At 69.8% G+C, this 21,359-nt stretch carries 14 protein-coding genes and 3 pseudogenes; 6 read left to right on the forward strand and 11 right to left on the reverse strand.

Going from position 1 to position 21,359, the window contains the following annotated elements:
* Positions 1–50 precede the first annotated feature (50 nt).
* The 9 genes and pseudogenes from ACFU6I_RS26725 to ACFU6I_RS26765 all read right to left on the reverse strand — a co-directional run bounded on the left by ACFU6I_RS26725 (position 51) and on the right by ACFU6I_RS26765 (position 10,487).
* On the reverse strand, positions 51–2,327 hold the full coding sequence (locus ACFU6I_RS26725) for a FlgD immunoglobulin-like domain containing protein (protein WP_384371295.1): 2,277 nt from the start codon (positions 2,325–2,327) through the stop codon (positions 51–53).
* Positions 2,328–2,593: 266 nt separating this feature from the next.
* The gene (locus ACFU6I_RS26730; RefSeq protein ID WP_384371297.1) at positions 2,594–3,655 is read right to left on the reverse strand and encodes an alpha/beta fold hydrolase; all 1,062 of its coding nucleotides are present in this window, start codon (positions 3,653–3,655) and stop codon (positions 2,594–2,596) included.
* Positions 3,656–3,679: 24 nt separating this feature from the next.
* On the reverse strand, positions 3,680–4,939 hold the full coding sequence (locus tag ACFU6I_RS26735; RefSeq protein WP_384371299.1) for an esterase/lipase family protein: 1,260 nt from the start codon (positions 4,937–4,939) through the stop codon (positions 3,680–3,682).
* A gap of 175 nt (positions 4,940–5,114) precedes the next feature.
* Positions 5,115–5,311 (reverse strand): annotated as a pseudogene (locus tag ACFU6I_RS26740) (transposase); the annotation flags it as partial.
* A 260-nt stretch (positions 5,312–5,571) separates the two neighbouring features.
* Positions 5,572–6,264, reverse strand: a pseudogene (locus tag ACFU6I_RS26745) (HAD family hydrolase); the annotation flags it as partial.
* 254 nt (positions 6,265–6,518) lie between these two features.
* Positions 6,519–7,601 carry an ABC transporter ATP-binding protein gene (locus ACFU6I_RS26750; protein WP_384371301.1) on the reverse strand — a complete coding sequence of 361 codons (1,083 nt, stop codon included), beginning with the start codon at positions 7,599–7,601 and terminating at the stop codon, positions 6,519–6,521.
* Between the two features lie 8 nt (positions 7,602–7,609).
* The gene (locus ACFU6I_RS26755; protein WP_384371303.1) at positions 7,610–8,443 is read right to left on the reverse strand and encodes an ABC transporter permease; all 834 of its coding nucleotides are present in this window, start codon (positions 8,441–8,443) and stop codon (positions 7,610–7,612) included.
* Positions 8,431–9,324, reverse strand: a complete 894-nt coding sequence (locus ACFU6I_RS26760; protein ID WP_384371306.1) for an ABC transporter permease — start codon at positions 9,322–9,324, stop codon at positions 8,431–8,433. The genes ACFU6I_RS26755 and ACFU6I_RS26760 overlap by 13 nt, the downstream gene beginning before the upstream one ends.
* Positions 9,325–9,332: 8 nt before the next feature.
* The gene (locus ACFU6I_RS26765; protein ID WP_384371308.1) at positions 9,333–10,487 is read right to left on the reverse strand and encodes an ABC transporter substrate-binding protein; all 1,155 of its coding nucleotides are present in this window, start codon (positions 10,485–10,487) and stop codon (positions 9,333–9,335) included.
* A 234-nt stretch (positions 10,488–10,721) separates the two neighbouring features.
* On the opposite strand from ACFU6I_RS26765, the gene ACFU6I_RS26770 reads away from it, so the two are divergent.
* Both ACFU6I_RS26770 and ACFU6I_RS26775 read left to right on the forward strand, forming a co-directional pair.
* Positions 10,722–11,471: a GntR family transcriptional regulator gene (locus ACFU6I_RS26770; RefSeq protein WP_384371310.1), complete on the forward strand. Its 750-nt coding sequence runs from the start codon at positions 10,722–10,724 to the stop codon at positions 11,469–11,471.
* A gap of 320 nt (positions 11,472–11,791) precedes the next feature.
* Positions 11,792–12,010: pseudogene (locus ACFU6I_RS26775) on the forward strand (alkaline phosphatase family protein); the annotation flags it as partial.
* 142 nt (positions 12,011–12,152) lie between these two features.
* Here ACFU6I_RS26775 and ACFU6I_RS26780 read toward each other — a convergent pair.
* Positions 12,153–13,415, reverse strand: coding sequence for a vanadium-dependent haloperoxidase (locus tag ACFU6I_RS26780; RefSeq protein ID WP_384371312.1), 1,263 nt, complete (start codon positions 13,413–13,415; stop codon positions 12,153–12,155).
* A 628-nt stretch (positions 13,416–14,043) separates the two neighbouring features.
* Positions 14,044–14,742 (reverse strand): hypothetical protein, encoded by a 699-nt coding sequence (locus ACFU6I_RS26785; RefSeq protein ID WP_384371314.1) that lies wholly within the window; start codon positions 14,740–14,742, stop codon positions 14,044–14,046.
* 270 nt (positions 14,743–15,012) lie between these two features.
* On the opposite strand from ACFU6I_RS26785, the gene ACFU6I_RS26790 reads away from it, so the two are divergent.
* From ACFU6I_RS26790 to ACFU6I_RS26805, 4 genes are all read left to right on the forward strand, one after another.
* A complete protein-coding gene (locus ACFU6I_RS26790; RefSeq protein ID WP_384371316.1) occupies positions 15,013–15,561 on the forward strand; it encodes a GNAT family N-acetyltransferase in 549 nt (182 codons plus the stop codon).
* Positions 15,562–16,127: 566 nt separating this feature from the next.
* Entirely contained in the window at positions 16,128–16,637 is a 510-nt protein-coding gene (locus ACFU6I_RS26795) for a sigma-70 family RNA polymerase sigma factor (RefSeq protein WP_384371318.1), read from the forward strand.
* Positions 16,634–17,326 (forward strand): anti-sigma factor family protein, encoded by a 693-nt coding sequence (locus ACFU6I_RS26800; RefSeq protein ID WP_384371320.1) that lies wholly within the window; start codon positions 16,634–16,636, stop codon positions 17,324–17,326. The genes ACFU6I_RS26795 and ACFU6I_RS26800 overlap by 4 nt, the downstream gene beginning before the upstream one ends.
* 550 nt (positions 17,327–17,876) lie before the next feature.
* A complete protein-coding gene (locus ACFU6I_RS26805; protein WP_384371322.1) occupies positions 17,877–21,293 on the forward strand; it encodes a PQQ-binding-like beta-propeller repeat protein in 3,417 nt (1,138 codons plus the stop codon).
* Positions 21,294–21,359: the final 66 nt, after the last annotated feature.

Below are 21,359 nucleotides of genomic sequence, written 5' to 3' on the forward strand. Positions count from 1 at the left end.
TTCCCCGAGGCGGCCTCGGGGAAGGAGCCGACTTCCGTGCGGCGCTGTGCTCAGCCAGTGACCTTCACGACGCCCGAGGCCGTCGCGTCCGGGCCCGTGCCGTCCGCCGGGGTGGCGGTCAGCTGCCAGGTGTAGGCGCCAGTCGCCACCGGGGTGCCCGACTCGGACGTACCGTCCCAGGCGACCCGTACTGCGCTGAGAGTGTCCTTGCCCGTCCAGGTGCGGACGATCTCGCCTGTCGCGCGGTGGGTGAGCGTCACCTGCCAGGACGCTGCGGGCTTGGAGAGCCACCACGCGGCAGCCCACTCACCGGCCGTCGTTGGGGGTGCTGCGGTGCGGGCGACGCGCAGCGGAGAAACCGCGTGCTGCGGCGCGGTGACGTGAACGGTGTCGTCTGCGTCGACCCAGACGAGCTTGCCGAGGCCCGCGTCGAGGGTCCAGGTGGTGCCGCGACCGTCGCCGTCCGCAGGCTGCTTCAGGTCCGTGACGGTGCCCAGGTCGGCCGTACTGCCGTCCGTCTGCAGGGCCGTGAGGCCTAGATCGCCGGACGCGTCGCGGTGGGCCAGGAAGCGGTCGCCCAGCAGCACGCCGGACGTCGGGGCGGGGTAGGTGTGCCCGGTCGCCAGGTCGCGTACACCGGCCGTCTCCTGCGATGCGCAGCTCCAGTACAGCAGGGAGCCGCTGTACTGCAGTTCGTTGGGGATGCAGGCGGAGCCGAGATCAATGGTCCCGGTCAGCTTGCCGGAGCGCAGGTTGATCGTCTTCACGGTGCCAGGTTTGTTCAGCGCCGGTTTGAACAGCCTCTTCTGCTCCAGTACGGCGGCCTGCGCCGGCTGCTCGCGGACGATGAGGTCGCGAGCAGTGTCCACGACAAATTGGTGTCCGCCTGCCTCGTACAGCACGAACTCCGGTGCCGTATCGAGGATCCGGCCGTCCGTGCCGGGCAGCGGGAAGCTGTCCGTCGGGTGCTCCGGGTCGTCACCGGTCACCAGCACGTCGACGCCCGTGTCCGGGTCGGCGACCAGTCTGGCCAGCCCTTCGTCGGTGCCGTCGGCAAAGCGGCCCGCCGCGATGCCAGGGAAGTCGGCAAGCTCCGCGCCGTCCGCCGGGTCGAGCCCGGTGCCGATGTCCTTGCCGTGCAACGTCTTCGTACCGGCGAGGGAGTTGACGTACCGCAGCCTCCCGCGGTCGAGGCTCAGCGCCTCGATCGCGCCGTCCGCCGTCTTGACCTGCGGCACCTCCCGCAACGGCAGATCGGCGACGAGCCCCAGGCCATCCACGCTGAACAGGTGCACGGCGCGCTTCCCGTCGGTGTCCTTGCCGACCACAACCAGCGAACCGGAGCCCTCGGAGCGCAGGAACGCCTGCTCGACGTCGCTCAGCAGAGTCCGCTCGGTCTCCGCCCCGGCGAAGGGTGTGAGGTGCAGCCGGCCGCCGTCGCCCTCGTACCAGAGCACGTTGTCGCCCACCACGAAGGAGGTGACCTTGCTGTCGGGGGACTGCGTGGCGAGCGGCACGATACGTGGGACGGCTGTGCTGCCCAGCGGCATGACACGCACGCCTGGCTCCCCGCTGCGGGAGAACCAGCTGACGGTGTTCTGCGTGATCCGGAAGCTGCTCGCCTCGCCGGTCACCGCCAGCGGGGCCACCCTGCCGTTGTACGCGGTGAGGATGCCGTAGCCCGGGGTGCCGTCGGCCGTGCGGTAGCCGATGACGAGCTGGTTGGAGTAGGCGCCGAGCAGCACGGGCTCGGCGCCGGAGGTGGCTCCGGCGGGCAGCTGCACGACCGGGTCGTTCGCCGGGGCCCCGCCGCGCGCCACGCGCAGCTGGTACGTGCCGTCGCCCTGGTCGACGGTGGCCAGCACCCAGCCGTTGGCGACGCGCGGGTTGAGGTATCCGGCGGGCAGGCTGATGGTGTTGGTGAAGCCGGGGTCCTCGATACCGACCCGCACGACGTCCGTGCCGCCGTCCTCGCGTGGCTTGGTGTAGATGACACGGTCGAACTCGTCGTGGGTGGGCACGATGGCGTCCTGCGGAACGCCGTCGAGGGCCGGTACAGGCTTGGTTGTGCGGTTGTACGTCGTTGTCCAGAGGTAACCGCCGCCCTCGCGGTGCAAGATGCCCTGGCTGCCGGTGGCCAGCAACGTCTCGGTCCCGTTGTTGTAGGCATCGGGCGCGGGTATGAGGAGCTCGATCGCTTCAGCCGCGTGAGCCGTGGTTGGCAGTACGGTTGTCAGCCCCGCAGCAAGGACGGCGGCGATGGCTGCGGCGGTGGCGGTGGAGCGGGTTCGCCGGGTACGGCTGGTTGTGCGCAGGTGATGGGACACCTGACCCCCCTTTTTTTGTTAACCGTTAACAAGCGCATTGCGATGTGAACACGGTTAACCATATATAGATGCGCGGGAGTTGTGTGCGAAACGTGTTTCACTCGTGTCGCAGGGGTGTCACAGTGCTCGTCCGAACGCTGAGCAGCCTCGCCCTCGGCGTGATCTTCCTGCTGTCGGTCCTCGTACGCCGGCCGCCGACCGTAATCGTCTGGGGTGCGCTCAACGGCATGGGGACCGCCTGGCTGAAAGGCAATCCCTCGGCCGCTTCACCGGCCCGCGGTGAGGGTGTCCAGAAGGGCGGCGGTGAACTCCTTGGGTTTGTCGATGTGTACGGCGTGGCCGGCGTCAGGGATGGCAGTTTCGCGGACGTGGCCGCCCGCGGCGGCGTAGTGGTCGAGTGCGTGGCGGGTCTGGGCGAGCATGGGTTGGGCAGGGCAGTGGTAGGCGCCGGGCCAGCCGGGTACGGCGCCGAGTGCACCGAGGTGGGCGAGGTCGAAGAGCGAGGTGTCGGAGACGATGAGATCGTCGGTGCCGCGGATCCAGCCGATGGGCGGTTTGGGGTCGATCCGGTGCAGGTCGTCAATACGGAAGTGGGTGGGGGCCATGGCGTTGAGGACACCTCGGGAGCCAGGGGCGGTGCCGGGCCAGTGGTCGCTGGGACGGGTGTCGCCGGGGTAGTGGTCGTCACCGGTGCGGGTGGAGAGCATGGCGTCGACGAAGGCGTCCTCGAGTGCGGGGCGGAGCGGCGGCTTTACGTAGCTGGAGGCAAGGACGGCGCGGGGGGAGAGCTGTGAGTCCTCGCTGCGGTCGCCTTCGGTGAGGCGCCGGACGAATTCCGGGTTGACGGTGCCTGCGCCGGAGCCGGCGCCGTCGCGGTGGTTGAGTCGGCCGTCGGGGCCGTGGGTACCGCCGAAGCCGTACGGGGAGACGGGGTTGACGAGGGTGAGGCTGCGGACGGCGGTGGGGTGATCGCGGAGGTGCTGGAGGGCGATGCCGCCGCCCATGCTCCAGCCGACGAGGTGGATGCGGTCGAGGGCGAGGGCGTCGCGTAGGGCGGTGAGGTCGTCACTGTAGTCCCGGAGGCCGCGTGTGGCGTCGATGGGAAGGGGGTCGGTGCCGCCGAAGCCGCGGAGGTCGACGGCGAGGGGGCGGTAGGCATGGGGCAGGTCGAGCATGGCCTGCTGCCAGAAGGTGGCGGCGGAGACGTTGCCGTGGACGAAGAGGACGGGTTCACCGGTCCGGTCGGGGAGTTCGAGGAGGTTGAGGGTGAGCCGGGGGGTGGTGATGAGTCGAGCGTGGATGCCGGGGAGGAGTGCGGGCGCGGTCATGGTCCGTCCTTGAGGAGTGGCAGGTCAGCCGAGCCAGGCGGCGATCTGGGCGCAGGCGGAGGAGTGCCAGCCAAGTTGGAGGTGGTTGGCGGTGGTGATGAGGGATGTGCCGGCAACGTTGGCGATGCCGGTGCGGTCGAGGGCACTGTTGATGAAGACCACGCCGTCGCTGGGGCCGCGGTTCTCGTTGTAGATGCCGAGGACGTTGGGGGATCCGCCGGCGAGGAGATAGGTGGCGACGGTGCCGGGGATGCCTGCCTTGTGGAGGGGGGTGATCAGGGAGCCGGCGTCGATGGCGGCCTGGATGCCACTGCCGGAGGTGTAGAAGCCCTGGCCACCGTAGTAGGTGGTGTACCAGTCCTGTTGGGTCATGTCGATGCCGTAGGCGGTGTCCCAGCGGGCGAGCATCTGGCGCTGTCCGGGATAGGCGTCGTAGCCGTTGGTGGGAGCGAAGGCGAATTCGGGGTGGGCGGTGTAGGTGCCGTAGCAGGTCATGTAGAGGTGGGGCGAGGGGGCGTTGACGCTGCCGCCGCATTGGGGCCAGACGCTGAAGTCGTGGGCCCAGCCGTGGGCGTAGGGGTAGTCGTAGCCGCCGTTGGGGCCGCCGAGAGTGATGAGGCGGCGTACGTCTCCGGCGTAGGGACGTCCCCAAGTGGGGTGCACCGAGGAGACGTAGGCTCGGGTGGACATCTCCCCCTTGCTCCAGCCGACGAGGTCCACCTGGCTGACGCCGAGCCGGTCCTTGATGACGGCTATGGCGTCGCCGACCTGCTGTGCCTGCATCAGGTTGTCGCCCTGCTTATGGGCGAAGTTGATCGCGAAGACGCGGTAGCCGCGGTCGGCGAGGTACTGCATGAGTCCGGTGCTGGGGCAGGAGATGGTGCCGCAGCCGTAGCCACCGGATTCGCCGGGGTTGGCCCAGGCGCGGTCGGCGTTGTCGTTGGCGCCGTGGACGAGGAGGACGGGGGTCGGGTGACTGCCTCTGTTCCAGCCGGGGGCGGAGTAGAGGAGAAAACGGCCGGAGTAGGGCTGCTTGACGCCGTTGAAGAAGGTGCGTCGCTGGCCGTCCTGGTCGCCTCGGCCGTCCGGGGGGTACTGCTCGGAATGAAAACCGCTGGTGGTGTCGAGGTAGCGGTCGACGCGATCCCAGCCGTTGGCAACGGTGGTGTAGGTGGCTTCGAGGGTGAGGTAGGTGGGTGGGGCGGCGTGGGCCGGTGTGGTGGCTGCTCCGAGGCTCAGCAGTGTGAGAAGCAGGCCGAGCAGGGTGCTCGTTACTCTGCGCATCGCGGCTCTCCGGTCAGGGGCGGGCTCGGTGGTCCAGGTCCGCCACAGTAGGGCGGTGCGGGAGAGCTCCCCCATGGGGCGGACAGCCATAGATGCGGGTCGGGGGGGTGTGCGGTGTCGCCATGTGCCGAGGGACGCGTGGGCTCCCCGGAGCGGGACTCGGTGATGCGGGGGCAATCCCGCGGATGCGGTTGCTGGTGCGGGTGGCCTCGGCTGCGAAGTCCTGGTCGAAGCCGACGAGGACGGTCAGCTCGGCGGTGACCTCGTCGCCGAGCTCCGGCGAGCGCAGGGCGTGGGGCATGGTGCGGGTGGCGTCCGCGACGACCGCGGCGTCGCGGGCATCGGTCAGCGCTCGTAACCCGGAGCCGCGTCGGTCGAACTGCGCAGACGTACGCTGCTCGGGCAGTGCGCCATGCCTGCGGGTGGTGAGCTCGTCGTCGAGGAAGCGCGGGCACCGGGGGAGGGCGGCGTCGAAGGCCGGGTCACACTCGCGGCCGCGGGTGCGGTGGCGGGGCCTGCCGTCGCCTTGCGGTAGGGGCAGGGGCGGATCCGTCGTCGGGCCCGCCCGGGACATGCGTCCCCTGAACCGGCGTCGGCTCGCCGAGCGCACGCGGCCCCGGCACCCCGGCGCGCACCAGCGCAGTCAGCAGACCCGGGGACGCCTCTTTGAGGCTCCCGAGAACCGTGCGCCGGGCCGCCGGTTCGATCGGTGCAACGGACGGGACCGCGAGGACGTGGCAGCCCGCCGCCTCCGCCGAAGCGACGCCCGTGGGAGTGTCCTCCACGGCTACACAGGCGGCCGGGACCACGCCCAGGGCTTGGCAGGCAGCGAGGTACGGCTCGGGGTCGGGTTTCGTGCGGAGCGTGTCGTCGGCGGTGACCGTGGTGGTGAACCGGCCTGCGCCCAGCGACTCCAGGGCCTTCACGACAGTGTCGGCGACGTGCCGCGGTGAGGCCGTGACAAGGGCGGTGGGAACGCCCTCGCCGCGCAGTGCCACGAGCAGTTCGACTGCGCCGGGGCGCGGCACGACGTCGGCACGCACCCGGGCCGCGAACTTCCGGTGGAGCTCAGCGGCGACCGCGCCGACCGGCGCGCCGGCGGCCCGGCCCAGCACCATCGCCGTGTGCTCCACGGGGCGGCCCAGCACATCCGGCTGGTCGACTGCCGTGAGCGCGTACCCCAGCCCGGCGGCCACCTCGTCGACGGCCCCCCACCACAGCTGCTCGGTGTCCACGAGGGTGCCGTCCATGTCGAAGAGCACGGCCCCCAGCGCGGGTGACTGGACGGGGGTGGCGCGGGAGTGCTTCACGGAGGTCTCTTTCAGAGGTTCGGCGTAGTGCGGGTGCTGGCGTATGGCAGGGCAGAACTACCTGGTGCTGCGGACCGGAAAGGTTTGCCGGGAAGCTCGCGGCGTCCGGCGCGGTGGATCGCAGGGCGGAGGATTGCCCGCGCACCGGACGTGCTCGGGTGAGGCGACAACGCGGCGAGGTGCCGTTCCGGGCGTCGCGAGCCGGTGAATCTTTCCGGTCGCAGCACCAGCGGTCCGGCGGGCATTCCGGATGCGGCGGGCGCCGGGTCTCAGCCGCGTCGCGCCGCGACCAGCACCGGCCGGTCCGGGAGGGCCACGGTCACGGCGGCGCCCGGGGCGAGTGCCGCTGCCTCGTGCGTCTGCAGGTCGGCCTTGATCTCGGTGCCGTCGGCGAGGCGGACGGTGACGCGAGTGACGGCGCCGAGGAAGGCGGTGGCGACGACCTGGGCATCGCCGGTGTCGTCTGCGGTGAGCTGGACGGCCTCGGGTCGTACGAGAACGTGCACGTCGGTGCTTCCGCCCGGCTCGCCCTCCACGGGCAACCGTCGTCCCAGGACCGCCACCGTCGTGCGTTCGGCGTCGAGGACGCCCGGGATCCGGCTCATGGTGCCGACGAACTCAGCGACGAAGGCAGTGGCGGGTCGCGCGTACAGTTCGGCGGGGGCCGCGCACTGCTCGAGCCGCCCCGCGCGCATCACGGCGACCCGGTCGGCCATCGACAGCGCCTCTTCCTGATCATGCGTCACCAAGATTGTGGTGATGGCGAGTTCCTGCTGAAGGCGGCGGATCTCCTCGCGGAGTGTCAGCCGGACCTTGGCGTCGAGCGCGGACAGCGGTTCGTCGAGCAGCAGGACTCGCGGGCGCAGCGCGAGCGCGCGGGCGAGCGCGACGCGCTGCTGCTGCCCGCCGGAGAGCTGGTGCGGGAAGCGTTCGCCCTTGTCCCCCAGGCCGACCAGCTCCAGCAGCTCGCCGGCACGAGCGCGCCGCTCGACTCCTCGAATCCTGCGCATGCGCATCCCGAACGCGACGTTGTCGACCGCGCTGAGGTGCGGGAAGAGGCTGTACGACTGGAAGACCATCCCGGCACCGCGACGGTGGGCCGGCACCCGGGTCACGTCCTCGCCGTCGACGAGGACCTCGCCGGAGTCCGGGTGTTCGAACCCGGCGAGCAGGCGCAGTGCGGTGGTCTTGCCGCAGCCGGACGGGCCGAGCAGGGCGAGGAGTTCACCGGGCCGCGCGGTCAGGTCGAGGCCGTCGAGGGCGACGGTCGCGCCGAACCTCCGGCGCATACCGCGGAATTCGACGGTTGCGGCGCCGGTCGTGGCGGCCTTCTCCAGCGTGGTGATCGTCATGGTGGGGGTCATCCCTGGGAGGCGGTACGGGAGGGAGTACGGCGGCCGCCGAGGGTGGCGACGGCCAGGAGGAGTGCCCAGGTCATGAACAGGCTGAGCACGGACACGGCGACGGACATCTGGGCCTGCGAGCCGCCGATGCTGTAGATCCAGACGGCGAATGGCTGGAAGCCGAGGAGCTGGGCGACCGTGAACTCGCCCAGCACGAGCGCCAGCGTGAGGAACGCCGCGTTCAGCAGCGCGCCGCGGAGATTCGGCAGCACCGCGCGGACGAGGGCCTGCGGCCAGCCCGCGCCGCAGCTGCGGGCGGCCTCGACGAGCGTGCGCACGTCGACCGCGCGCAGCCCCGCGTCAAGGGCACGGTGGACGAACGGCAGAGCCATCACGACGTAGGCGAGGACGAGCACGACCGGGAAGTCCGGGTTCTGGAGCGTGACGAACGTCTGGAAGAGCGGCGTCGCCGAGAGGTACTCGGGCCCCCATTTGAGGACCGTTCCGATCCCGGCGACGTACGCGATCGGCGGGACGATCAGCGGCAGCGAGCAGACGACCTCGACGACGGGCCGCAGCCGGGGCGCGCCGAGCCGCAGCGCGACCATGGCGGGCACCATCAGCAGCAGAACGACCGCGATCGTGGCGGCGGCCAGTTCGAGGGAGAGCACCAGGCTGGGCAGGAAGCCTTCGGTGCCGAGGATCCGCGCATACGCATCGACGTTCAGGCCCTGACCCGGCACGTCGACCGTGAAGATGACAGACGCTGCCAGCGGCACCAGGAAGTACAGCGCCGCGACGCCGAGGACCGCGACCCGCCAGGGGCGCAAGGTGGTGTTCAGGCGAGCCATCGTGCGCTCCGTCGTTGCAGGGGCAGGTACACGGCCATCACCAGGCCCGCGACGAGGACCATGTCGAGGCTGAGTGCCAGCGCCACGTTCTCCTGGCCTACCAGGACGTTGCCGGAGATGGCGTCGGCGATCTGCAGCGTGACCAGCGGGACCGAGCTGCCGACCATCGCGGCGGCGGTGGCGTAGGCGGCGAACGCGCTGCCGAACAGCAGCACCAGGCCGCCGAGCAGCGACGGCGCGAGTACCGGCAGGGCGACGTGCCGCCAGTACTGCGCAGCCGTGGCGCCGCTGTTCTGCGCGGCTTCGCGCCACTGGGAGCGCAGCCCCTCGAGGGCGGGCGTGATGGTGAGGACCATCAGCGGGATCAGGAAATAGAGGTACGTGAGGGTCAGGCCCCAGAAGCTGTACAGGGTCCAGCCCATGTCGGCCAGGCCCAGACGGCTCGTCAGGACGCCGGAGTTGCCGAGCGTCGCGACGAAGGCGAAGGCGAGCGGGACGCCGCCGAAGTTCGCGAGCACCCCGGAGGCGGTGAGTACGGCTTCGCGCAGTGCGCGGAAGCGGGAGACCACCACGGCCTGGGCGAGCAGCAGCCCGAGGAGCATACCGATGGCCGCCGAGACGGCGGACAGCTTGACGCTGCCCAGGAGCGCCGTCAGATAGGCGCCGTGCAGCGACCCGGTCAGATTTGCGGTGGTGTAGGAAGTGGCGCCGGTGGCCGGGTCCTTGACGGTGAAAGCGCCGTTCAGCATGGCCAGGGCCGGGATCCCGAAGGCGATCGCGACGAAGACGAGCAACGGAACGACGGCGAGCCATCCGGCACGCCGGGGCCGCCGACCGGCGGGCGCGGCGTCGACGCGGGCAGGCACAGAAGTGACAGTCATGCCGGAGGTCATCCCGAGACGGCCTTGCCCCAGCCCTGGGCGATGATGCCCTTGGCCTTGTTCTGCTGGGCCTCGGTCGGGAACGTGACCGAGCCGGAGAGCTTGGGCAGCTTGGCGGCGGCGTCCTTGTCGAGCGTCCCGGCCTCCTCCATGGCGGGCATCAGCGCCGGGCGGGCGTAGCCCTGGAGCCAGAGGTTCTGTCCCTCGACGCTGTACAGGTACTCCTGCCAGAGGCGGGCGGCGGCGGGGTGCGGCGCGTCCTTGGTGATGGCCTGCGAGTAGTACTGCGCGTACTGGCCGTCTGACGGGACGGCGACCTTCCAGTCGACCCCCTTGCCCTTGAACTCGTCCGCGTAGCCGGCGTTGAGGTAGTCCCAGTCGATGCTGATGGGCGTCTCGCCCTTCTCGACGGTGGCCGGAGTCGACTCGACCGGCGTGTAGTTGCCGTTCTTCTTCAGCTCGGCGAAGAAGTCCAGTCCCGGCTGGATTTCGTCGAGGGAGCCGCCATTCGCCAGGGCCGCCGCGTAGACGCCGCCGAACGCGGAGCCGGACTTGGTCGGGTTGCCGTTGAGTGCGACCTGGCCCTTGTACTCGGGCCTCAGGAGGTCCTTGAAGGTGGTGGGGCAGTGCTTGACGCGCTTGGCGTCGCATCCGATGGAGACGTAGCCGCCGTAGTCGTTGTACCAGCGCGCCTGCGGGTCCTTCTGCGCGGCCGGGATGTCGTCGTACGAGGCGACCTTGTACGGGGCGAACAGCCCCTGCTGGGCTCCGCTCAGCGCGAACGAGCTACCCAGGTCCAGCACGTCGGGGGCACGGTCCTGGCCCTTGCGCGAGGTGACCGCGTTGATCTCGTCCTGGCTGCTGCCGTCCGGGTTCTCGACCTCGACCTTGATGCCGTACTTCTTGGTGAAGCCGTCGATCAGCGCGCCGTAGTTGGCCCAGTCACGGGGCAGAGCCATGGCGTGCAGCGTGCCCTCCTTCTTCGCCGCGGCGACGAGGTTGTCCATGCCGCCGAAGTCCGTCGCGGAGGTTGCGGTGGCGGCCGTCCTGCCGTCGGGGGTGGCAGCGGACTGGCTGGTGGCTGCGCCACAGGCGCTGAGGCTGAGTGCGGCGACGGCGAGGCCGCCGGTGAGGACGGCGATCCTGGGCAGGGACACGGTCACGATCTCTCCTGGGGTGGCGCCCCGGACGGCGGTTCCCGCGGGGGCTCGACAGAGGACTTGTTTGAACAAGTTGACCTCAGTAGGCACGCCCTCCATGTCGTCTCGGTGAACTGGGAGGCAACTCCGACCCCCATTCTTCTGGACACTCGCCGGAGCCCTTCCGGGGGAGCGGTCCCCTTCCCGTCTCGTCTAGGCTGGTTCATCTGCACACTGCGCACAGCACGAGAGGGGACCATGACAGCCCGACACGAGGAGATTGCCGAGGAGTTGCGCCGGGCGATCGATCGCGAGGAATACGCGGTGGGCAGCCGACTGCTCCCGGAGACGGAACTCGCCGCCCGCTACGGCGTCTCGCGCGGCACCGTCCGCCAGGCCATCGCCGCACTGATGTCGGAGGGGCTGATCGGGTCCCGGCAGGGCGCGCGACGCGTGGTGCTCGCCAGCCGCCGCAATCAGAGCTTCGCCGAGCTGCGCAGCTTCGCCCAATGGGCGCGCGCGATGGGGCGTACGGCGACGGGCCGGGTGGTGTCCTCGGAGTACCGCCCCGCAACCGCCAAGGACTCGGCGCGCCTCCAGTCGCCGACCGGCGTTCCGGTGCTCCACGTCCTGCGGCTGCGCGGCCTGGACGGGGAACCGGTTCTCCTGGAACGGACGGTGTACGCGGACTGGATCGCCCCGGCTGTCGAGCGCATCGAGGCGGACTGCCCGTCGGTGACGCAACGGCTGTTCGCGGACACGGGGCTGGTATTCGCGTACGGCGAGCATCTGATCGACGCGGTCGCGGCGGGCGCGCAGGACGCCGAACTGCTGGGTGTGCGCCGCACGAGTCCGCTGCTGCGGGTGCGGCGGGTCACAACCACCCGCGAGGGCCGCCCGGTCGAGTGGTCCGACGACCGGTACCGCTCCGATGCGGTGAGCTTCAGCGTCCACAACTCGATAGGCAACAACCCACTGGCCCGTCAGACGGGTCCGGGCGCGACGTGAGTCCGACGAAGGCAGACGGTGGCCGCCGGACCGGAGCCGCACAGGGCCTCGACCTCCGGGCCCAGGCATGGCCGTGACGTCCCGCCCGTCCTGCGACGCCGGACACGCCCCCGTGCAGCCGGATTCGCGCGCCGGCACTCCCTGGAGGAGACACCGGCGAGCGCAACCGACAACCACACCGTCCGCCAGGGCATGGACAGGCTCGCTGCCAGGACGCCGACGTGGCATCGGTGACCTGCTGCGTGCGGGTCCGCGCACACCGAACTGAGACGCTTCACTCAGGGAGGCGGAACTCCAGCCCGCCCATGGCCTCCTGAAAGGTGCTCACGAACTCGGAGTGCCGTGCTCCGGGCCTCCCTCGAGATGCGCAGCGCCTATCGAGGTGCGCGAGAGCTGTCTTCGACAGCCTCCGTGCCGATGTGAAGGCCGGCAAACTGCCCGAGACCTCGTGGATCGTCGCGCCCGAGGCATTCACCGAGCACCCGAACTACGGCGCCTGGTCCATGTCGCAGGTTCTGGACCCACTGGGGTGGCCGCCCGGACGCAGGGGGAGCGCCAGGGCAGTCGGCCAGGAGCGGCTGACGGTGGACCCCGCCCGGTCTCTGGCCGGGCGGGGTCCACAGGCGACTGGCAGCGGAGCAGCGGCTTGCGCACAGTCGAGGCGGTGTTCGCACGGCCGATTCAGTGCTCCTGGAACAGCGACCGGGCGTGGTCCAGGACGTACCTGGCGACATCGGTTCCCAGTTCGACCCCGGCCTCGTCCGCGAGACGGGTGTGGATGCCCAGCCAGACCCGCGCGTCCGTGTTCTCATGCGTGAGCTGGTGCCATGCGGTGTAGGTGCGGACGACGCCCGGTGCGGTGGCGCTGGTCAGGGTGAACGGGGCTGTGCGCGGTCCTACGAGGCCGGTGAGCACGGCTTCTGCGGCGCCTGCGTAGGTGTTGTGGCCGCTGGGGTAGTCCGGGTGCGCCGGGGTGGTGTGCAGTGGGGTCCATGACGGGGCGGCGGGGATCTCGCCGACGCCGGTTCGGATCGCGGTGACGGGGCGCCACAGAGGGTAGGTGTACTTGCTGTCGGAGGTGGCGATCTGGGTGTCCACCAGCGCGGCGTTGGCCAGGGCCACGAGTTCGGCCTGCTTGAGCAGCGGCTGGTGGGAGCTGGCGGCGAGCGCGACGCGAATCGGCTTGGTCCACAGGGCCAGCGAGGAGTCGAACCAGAAGTTGGCTGTGTCGGTCTGCTGCGCGGTGCGCACGGTGCTGTTCAGCTCGCCGAAGTCTCGCACCTCCTTGAGGTCATCCTGGTACCGCTTGGACGTCAGTGCGGGAGGCGCGGGCAGCCGGAACTGGCTGCCGCTTTTCAGCAGGAACGGCCGGGCGAACCGGCTGCCGTTCTGGATGGCGGGCGCGAACGCGGGCGGGGTGGGTCGCCAGACGCCTGGCGCGGCTGGCGGCACGGTGAAGGGGGTGTTCACCGAGGCCGCATCCAGGCCGTCCCCCTCGCGGTCGTGCAGGACCTCCAGCGCCTGGTGTTCGCCGGCTGCGACGCCCAAGGACTCGGCCGGGCCGTCGGGGATCTGATCCAGGGTCCGCTGCAGGGCGGCATCCACTTCCGGGGCACGGGTGGGCACCAGCTCGACCAGGGCGCGGTGCACCGCGGCAGCCAGCGCCGCGTCCTGGTAGTCCCTGCGGTCGACCTCAGACGGCACGTGTTGCAGGGACCGCGCCGCCGCGATCCAACTGATCGCCCAGGTACGGCTGTTGGAAACCTGGGGGAGTGATGAGCCGGCCGTCGCGATTGCGTCGGCTGTGGTGTCGTACCACGCGAGTGCCACGGAGGTGTGGTCGCGCCCGGGCAGAGGGGCTGCGGCCACGCTCGGCGCTGCGCCGGAGGCGACCAGCAGTGCCGTAGAGGCCACCAGGGCCGCAAGGGTCTTCGGGGAGTTCAAGGGAGTAGCTCCTCATGATGGGTGGGGCCAGGTGTTGGCACGTCCGTGCGGCAGTCATGTGCGACGGGACGCGGAGAATTGAGGACCTCGCACTGGCCGCAGCAGGTTCCCGGACCGAGGCTGTGGGGCCTTGTGTCCGGGAACCTGCGGAGTACGGGTGCCGTGTCGGTCCGGACGCCCTGCCCGCGACCGGTGCCGTGACCGGCAATGTGTGCCCCATGAGGAGCGTCGTCCAGTGCGTGCGATCGCATGCATGCGATCGCAAGGCGGCCGGAAGTCCTCGTAGCGGAGCTACCAGGGCTTTTGGCCGACGCGGCGAGCGTGCGTGCTGGGCGGCGCGACGGGGCAAAGCTTGCCGGCACCAGGGGTGCCGCTACGGGCAGGGGCAGTCTTCGGCGTGGCCGGGTGTGCGTCGACGGTGATGTATCCGGGGAGCCGGCGAGTCCAGGCAGTGCCCAGACATGTCTGCAGCCGAGCAGTGGGTGTCCGCAGGGGCCCACGTACGCAGCAGGGGAAGACAGCCGGGACAGCATCGGCGTCGCTCCGTCTCATCAGCCGCCGGGGGGCACTGCGGCACACGCGCAGGAGTTCACAGGTCCAGCAGCGGTGCCCTTCTGAGCTGGCGGCGTCAGGCGGGGTCGGCGTTGATGTGGAAGGGGACGGTGACGATGTTGGAGGCGACGCCCATCAGCTTCAGGTCCTTGGCGTCGATCTTCCCGTCGCCGTTGAGGTCCTTCACCACGCTGGGTGCGTCGTTGTAGATGCCGTCGTGGTCGAGGTCGTCGACCACGGCGACGCTCAGGGAAGTGTCGACACCCTGCCCCACGATGGGGGCGCCGACGATCCAGGTGTCCCACAGTTCGGTCTTGTTCGGGGTGCGGTTGGTGACGCCGGAGAGGTTGAACAGGTTGGCCAGGTTGGTGCCGGGCCCGGAGAAGCCGGGGAGGGTGCTGTTGGTGGTGGAGTCCAGCACGACCAGTCCAGGAATCTTGTCGTCCTGGCCGGTGGAGAACGTGCCGGGGAAGGGGGCGATGTTGTTGTGCGCGGCCGGGCCGGTGAGCTGGAGCCCGTTGAAGCCGGTCTGGGCCAGGGTCTTGCCCCGGAAGGAGAGCTTCAGGTCCACGAACCAGCCCTTGCCCTCCACGCCCGCGTCGTCGCCGTGCTTGGGCGCCAAGACCTTCACCTCGACCGGGTGCGTTGCGGTGGAGTCGGACGTGTCAAGGCTCGAGGCATTCGCGCTGGACAACAGCCCGGAGGCGGCGGTGCCCAGGCCGAGGATCACGGCCGCACCCGCGCCGAGGGACCAGCCGAGCTTCTTCTTCCTCATGACTTGTTCTCCTGAGTGTTGGGAGGCTTGCGGCCATGTGTACGACCACCTGTGGCACCCGGTTCAGCCGGAAGGCCGACGAGTGTTCTGCGCCGGAGATTCGTCGGTGGAAGTGGCCGGGGGAATCGGGGATTTCCTCGGCTGCCTTGGTCCAGATGAACGGCTTGGGGCCTTCGTTCCGGCTCTTGACCCATGCTCGGATGTCGGCTTCCAGGGCTGCACGTTCTTGTTACGTGGGTCACCACTCCTCGCAGGCCCTAACGTTGGTGCATGCTCAAGATGCCGTCACGGGTCGAACTACACCCGCTCACCCTCTCCGACCAGGACGAGTTCTGCACGCTCGTGCGGGCCAGCTCCGAGCTGCACCTGCCATGGATGCAGCTACCCGCGACCGCGGAGGAGTTCCAGCTCTGGATGCGCCGCTTCGACGACGGCACCAACCGGGGCTTTCTGGTCCGTGTCCGGGAGACCGGCACAGCCGCCGGCATGGTCAACATCAACTCGATTATCCGGGGCCGCTACCAGGGCGCGTCTCTCGGCTATGCGGCCTTCGCCCCGTCCGCCGGGTACGGGTACATGACCGAAGGGCTCGCCGTCACCCTCCAGCACGCCTTCACCGACCTGCGGCTCCACCGGCTGGAGGCCAACATTCAGCCGGCGAACAAAGCATCCCTGGCCTTGGTTCAGCGGCTGGGCTTCCGCTACGAAGGGGTTTCGCCCTCCTACCTCTACATCGACGGGGGCTGGCGGGACCACGAACGCTGGTCCATCACCGCACCAAACCCCTGGACACCCGATCCGTCCCTTCCCGAGGTCTGAGTCGCACGGCGCCGCTTGTGAAACACGCTCCAGTTCCGCGGTGACAACGAGGAAGCAGCCCCGCCAGTCGCGTTTGAAGACCGGGCTCGTCACCCTGCGCCGACCGGCCACAACCTGCCAACCTGCCGGATCCAACAGCACAGGGTTGGATCGTCCGGCGTCCACCGAGCTTGCGGGACGAGGATGCCGACCAGCGTGCCCGTTCATCTCGATGCCGCCCCCGTGTCAGCGCAACCGTGCACACCCCTGCTGCAAAGGGCGCTGACGGGCCTTCGCTCCAGCAGACGGCGAAATTCTGACTTCGTCCGCTGCCTGCGGGTGAACTTGAACCCCCAGCCCGTCGTATACGCAGTCGCAAGGGCACGCGACCAGTGCCTCAGGACACAAGAAACCGCACGTCGCAGCCGTCCTCGAAGACGGCGCAGTCGGTGCGGTCAGGTATGGAAGTGAGTCGGATGGATCGGATCCGGTTCCGCGCCTCCCCGGGGCGCGGACTGTCCACCGCCCGCTGCCCGGGCCCGACGATGCTCCAAGCGACCCCAACCTGCGAGACGAGGCCATCGAGCGTGACGCCGGACGAGCAGTTGATGACTGCGTTGTACACGGAGCACCACGATGTGCTGCTCTCCTTCGTGCGCAGGTACGTGCGCAGTCCTGAGCAGGCGGAGGATGTCGTGCAGGAGACGCTGCTGCGGGCGTGGCGCCGCATCGACAGGATCGATCCACGCCACGCCACCGTCCGCTCCTATCTCTTCACGATCGCGCGCAACGTGCTGACCGACGGCTGGCGCGCCGAGCAGCGGCGTCCGGAACCGCTCTACGACAACGAGGCGCTCGCGGCTGTACCTTCTGCCGATGATGTGGAGTCGGCGCTGGAGGGGCACCTGGTTACCGCAGCGTTGGAACGCTTGTCCAGCGAGCATCGTGACGTGATCCAGGCGCTCTACTTCGAGGGGCTGACCGTCGCCGAGTCCGCATCACGGCTCACGATCCCGGAGGGAACGGTCAAGTCCCGTGCCTACTACGCCGTACGCAACCTGCGCGCAGCCTTTGAAGAAATGGGAGTTCTACGGTGAGCACCGACCACGATGACGTGCGCATGCTGATCGGCGCGTATGTGCTGGGCGGTCTCAGCGAGAGCGACCGCCGAGTTCTGGAGTCCCACCTGCCCATGTGCCAGGAATGCCGTGACGAGCTCGCGCGCTCGGCCCCGCTGGCGGGACTGTTGCGCCGTGCCCCGAGTATGCCCGCGACCCGCCCCCAGGCCACGCGCGAGGCCGACACCGATGCGGCGCCCCCGGCTTCGTCGGGCGGGCTCGACCGCCTGCTGGAGCAGGTCCGTGCCGCCGATGTCGCACGCAGGCGCCGGGCTCGTCGGCAGTGGCTGGCATTGGCTGCGGCCCTGATCGTGGTTGCCGGGCTCGGACTGGGGTTGATGCTTCCGTTCCGGCACTCGACCGGCCCGGCCACGGCCTTCACCGCGGCGGCCGGGTACTCCGTGTCCGGCCGTGCCACGCTCACAGCCAAGCCCTGGGGCACCGCGGTGAGCGTCACCCTGGCCGACTTGCCCGCAGGGGCATCAGGACCCTTCGTCCTCCAGGTCTCCTCGGTAGACGGCCGCAAGGAGCAGGCGGCGACCTGGGCGATCACCCCCAACGGCACCGCCGCCGTGACGGGGGCGAGCGCCCTGCATCTTCCCGACATCCGATTCATCTCCGTGCTGGACCATGCGGGACGCCTGGTCGCCACGACCCGACCGCTCTGACCTGCCTCGGCCACCAGAGCCGCGGACCGCTCCACTGCCGGGCCGACGGGATGGTCCCGCCTGCCCCGACGCGGTGCCACACGCCACTGATCTGACGTATTTGCCCCTGCAGAGGACTCTGCTGCTCAACTCGGCGCTCGGGCTGCGAGTTGGTGGCTGAGGCAGGTGAGTCCGCTGCGAGGCGCCCCCCGGAGTGCGGACACGGGGGTTCATGCTGCGGGTGCAGTGGTGGAGCGGTCCGAGCAACGCGGTTGATTGCTGCAAGGAGTGGAGGGGCGGAACCTGTTCGGCGGGCTGGTCCAGCCGCTGCCGGCGGTGGCGACGGCGTTTGCGCCCGCGTGTGTGCAGCAACCCGAGTCGGCACGATGCGCGCCGCTGTTCCGTCCTGTCTCCGGGCGGTATCGCGTGTCCTTCAAGGTCTTCCGCAACGGAGCAGCGGCGCCGCCATGGGAGACCTCACGCGCCCGCGCATGAACTCCGGCAGACCGTTCGATGAAGACTGTCGCTTTCAAGACCGAGAAGTTGTCCAGTCAAGCTAGCTTCCTTGCCTATGAGATTCCTTCGCAGAGCAGCAGGTCTAGGCCTTACGCTGCTCCTCTTCATCCTGGGCTTCTGTGCACAGCCCGCTGCGGCGCATGTGTCACCGGAGCACGCCGAACTCGTCATTTCGACCAAGGACGACGTCACCAGTGGGCGGCTGATCGTCCATCATGACGTGGTGTCACCGCAGAAGGCAGGTGTCTGGGCGTCGCACCTGCTGAGCGCGAGCTGCCCTGCCACCGGCTCCGGCGTCGCCGGGGACGGCGGAGGCGTTCCCGGCGGTGTGGTGGTCGAGCTCGCGTGGAGCTGCCACGTCGACAAGCTCGACCTGAGCGCAATGCTGCAGCAGGGCGGACTGACCCAGGTCGTCACCGAGTTCGACGGCACCACGGTCAATGCCAACGCCCAGACCCCCGTCGTCGACGCGTCGGGTGCCCACGCGCTTCCCACCTTCCCGTGGGCAGCGGTGGCGCTCGGCATCGCAGCGGCCGCTGCACTGCTGCTCGTGGTGTGGCGGATCCGCACCGGGCGCCTCCAGTTCGCCCAGCTGGTCGCCAGGGTGCGCGCCGGCCGCGGGCGGGTCAAGCTGGCCGCTGTCGGCGCGGTGACGCTGTCCTGCCTGGCTCCCCAAGTGGCCTCGGCGGCGCCGCTCGCCGAGGGGGCAGCGGCGACCGCGAACACGGTCGCTGTCACGGGCACCGTCTTCGAGGACACCAACGGCAACGGCAAGCGCGACGCGGGCGAGGCTGCGATGCCCGGGGTCGATGTCACGGACGGCGCCATCTGGACGACGACCGGCCCCGACGGCTCCTACACCCTGCAGATGGACCCGACCCGCCGGGAGACCGACCTCGTCAGCATCGTCTCCCCGAACGGCTACACCCCCGCACTGCGCGACGACTACGTCCCGGAGTACTTCCACAAGGTGCCCGAGGGCGGTCCGAGCACCGGCATCGATTTCGCCCTGGTGCCGGACAAGAACGCCGCCAACCCCACCGAGAAGTGGCTGATGGACTCCGACGGCGAGGTGTCCAACACCTCGGACGGGGCCGCGCGCAGCACGCTGCCGGAGTGGACCGGCCAGGTCGAGGCGATGTCTCAACTCGACGGCGCGTCGATGGTGATCGCGACCGGCGACCTGACGGTCACCGACTACGCCTCGGAGCCCCGCCGACAGGTTGGCTACGACCTCCTGCGCAAGGGCCTGGTGGACGGCAGGCTCGGCATGCCCTTCTACCCAGTGGTCGGCAACCACGACATAGGCGGCACCGCCACCTCCCAGGGCTATGCGGGCAGCCTGGAGTACTTCCGCCGCAACATGGGCCCGGAGTGGTACAGCTTCGACCGCAACGGCCGGCACATCGTCGTCCTTGAGGACAACTACGACTCCAGCGGTCTGAAGCCGCAGCTGGAATGGCTGCGTGAGGATCTCAAGCGCCACGCGGCCGGCAAGCAGGTGCTGGTCTTCGCACACCGGTCGCTGTTCACCCAGTGGGGTCCGGGGGCCGGCATGCAGCCGACCATCGACGAGCTGTCCAAGTACGACGTGCGGATGTTCGCCGCGGGCCACAACCAGCAGGCCGAGTACCGGCGTGGCGCCTTCGACCGCTCGGTCGAGATCAACAACCAGGGCAAGTACGGCATCGACGGTTCCCACCCGGACTACAAGATCCTCGACTTCAAGGGCATCTACGACGACCCGGGCACGAAGCGCAACGAGGACACCGGCTATGTGATGGGCACCCACCGCCAGTTCGACGTCCGCAACGCTGTCGCGCTGGTCAGTCCCGCCCAGGGCAGTGTGCACGGCAACAGCGCAGGTATACCGATCCAGTTGTACGCCGAGGACGCCGGGCGCACCCCGGCCACGGCCTCGCTGACCCTTCGCGACTCGCGCGGCCACATCGCCTGGCACGAGGAGCGTATGAAGTTCGGCAGCGGAGTCCGCAAGACCGGCATCGAGAACTGCTACACGCCTCCGGGTAGCACCACTCCCGAGCCCTGCCCGGAGACCCGGACCTCCTGGACCCGGGTCAGCGACCACCTCCCTGGCCTCCGGCCGGACACCTACACGGCCGAGATGACCGCGGTCGACACCCGCGGCAAGGCGTGGCACACCATCACCAACACCTTCACGGTGGTGCCCGAAGGCAAGCTGGCCACCCCGAAGACCGGTCAGGACTGGCTGCGTCAGGGCGGGGACGAGGCGGGTCGCTCCGCCAGCGGCGACAACCCGGGCACCGAGCTCGACCTGCAGTGGGCGGCCAACACCGGCGAGCAGTTCAACCTCAACGGGTCGGTCGTGGTGGACGGCAAGGTGATCGTCTCCTCCAGGGCGTTCGACTCGCCGAACCATATGATGCTGGCCTACGACATCAAGTCCGGCCGCGAGATCTGGCGTACCTACCTGGACGGTGACGCCGAGTCGGCACCGACCTTCCACGACGGCAAGGTCTATCTGACCACCGCGGTCGGCCGGATCTACGCGCTGGACGCCGAGGACGGCCACGTCGTCTGGCAGGCGGTGGAGAAGGAGGAGCAGCACGGCAACACCGTCCGCCGCTATGGGCGCGCCGGTGGTCCGGTCACCGTCTTCGACTTGAAGGACGCGCAGCGCACGGTCGCCGTCTACCAGGACTGGAACAAGATCCAGTGCCGTGACGCCAAGACCGGCGACCTGCTGGGCGGCTTCAACGGCGCGACGAACTGGGGTCAGTTCCACAGCACGGCTGTCCGCCGGCCCGGTTCCGACATCGCCTACCTGCACACCGACTCCAGCAGCACCGTGGTCGCCATGGACCTCGTCGGCTGCCGCCAGCTGTGGGCGAAGGGCACCGACGGCGGCATCGACAGCCACTCCTCCCCGGCCCTGACCGATCCGGCCCAGGGAGACCCGCAGCTGGTGACGGTGACGACGAGCGGTGCCCGCGGGCACGACCTCAAGACCGGCAACGTCCTGTGGCAGTCCGCGGCGAACGACCCGTGGACCTGCGAGCCCGGCAAGGCCCCGCTGACGAGCCCCGCCATCTGGGGCGACATCGCCTACACAGCGGGCCGCGACGGCGTCATCCGTGCCTTCGACACCAGCGCGTCCGACCCGTCCAAGCCGCTCTGGGAGACCAAGGTCGGCTACCTGCCCGGCAGGAGCCCGATGGACGACAAGTGGCGGGTCGCCCAGGGGTGCACCGAGGGTCCCGGTTCGCCCGCGATGCACGCCCTGGTCACCAAGGACCTGGTGTATGCGGGCACCCGGGACGGCCGCCTGGTCGTCCTGGACCGTGCCACCGGCAAGCGGCTGACCGAGTACAACCTCGGCGCCAGCGTGGCCTCGGCGCTCTCCGTCAGCGGTGACTGGGTGATCGCCCTCACCGACGACGGCACGCTCCACGCACTGGCCGCCCGCCACCCGCGCGACAACGGCAACTGACTCACCGTCCGCGAGTTGCCTCCCCCACAGGGGGGGGCACACCCGGCCCGCCCCACCCCCCCGGCC

The organism is Streptomyces sp. NPDC057486, assembly GCF_042802415.1.
GTDB classification, from domain to species: domain Bacteria; phylum Actinomycetota; class Actinomycetes; order Streptomycetales; family Streptomycetaceae; genus Streptomyces; species Streptomyces yanii.

What these genes read in the sequence shown, in the direction of transcription:
- ACFU6I_RS26730 (WP_384371297.1), bottom strand. Translation starts at nt 3,655, where the DNA reads ATGACCGCGCCCGCACTCCTCCCCGGCATCCACGCTCGACTCATCACC.
- ACFU6I_RS26735 (WP_384371299.1), bottom strand. Translation starts at nt 4,939, where the DNA reads ATGCGCAGAGTAACGAGCACCCTGCTCGGCCTGCTTCTCACACTGCTG.
- ACFU6I_RS26750 (WP_384371301.1), bottom strand. Translation starts at nt 7,601, where the DNA reads ATGACGATCACCACGCTGGAGAAGGCCGCCACGACCGGCGCCGCAACC.
- ACFU6I_RS26755 (WP_384371303.1), bottom strand. Translation starts at nt 8,443, where the DNA reads ATGGCTCGCCTGAACACCACCTTGCGCCCCTGGCGGGTCGCGGTCCTC.
- ACFU6I_RS26760 (WP_384371306.1), bottom strand. Translation starts at nt 9,324, where the DNA reads ATGACTGTCACTTCTGTGCCTGCCCGCGTCGACGCCGCGCCCGCCGGT.
- ACFU6I_RS26770 (WP_384371310.1), top strand. Translation starts at nt 10,722, where the DNA reads ATGACAGCCCGACACGAGGAGATTGCCGAGGAGTTGCGCCGGGCGATC.
- ACFU6I_RS26785 (WP_384371314.1), bottom strand. Translation starts at nt 14,742, where the DNA reads ATGAGGAAGAAGAAGCTCGGCTGGTCCCTCGGCGCGGGTGCGGCCGTG.
- ACFU6I_RS26790 (WP_384371316.1), top strand. Translation starts at nt 15,013, where the DNA reads ATGCTCAAGATGCCGTCACGGGTCGAACTACACCCGCTCACCCTCTCC.
- ACFU6I_RS26805 (WP_384371322.1), top strand. Translation starts at nt 17,877, where the DNA reads ATGAGATTCCTTCGCAGAGCAGCAGGTCTAGGCCTTACGCTGCTCCTC.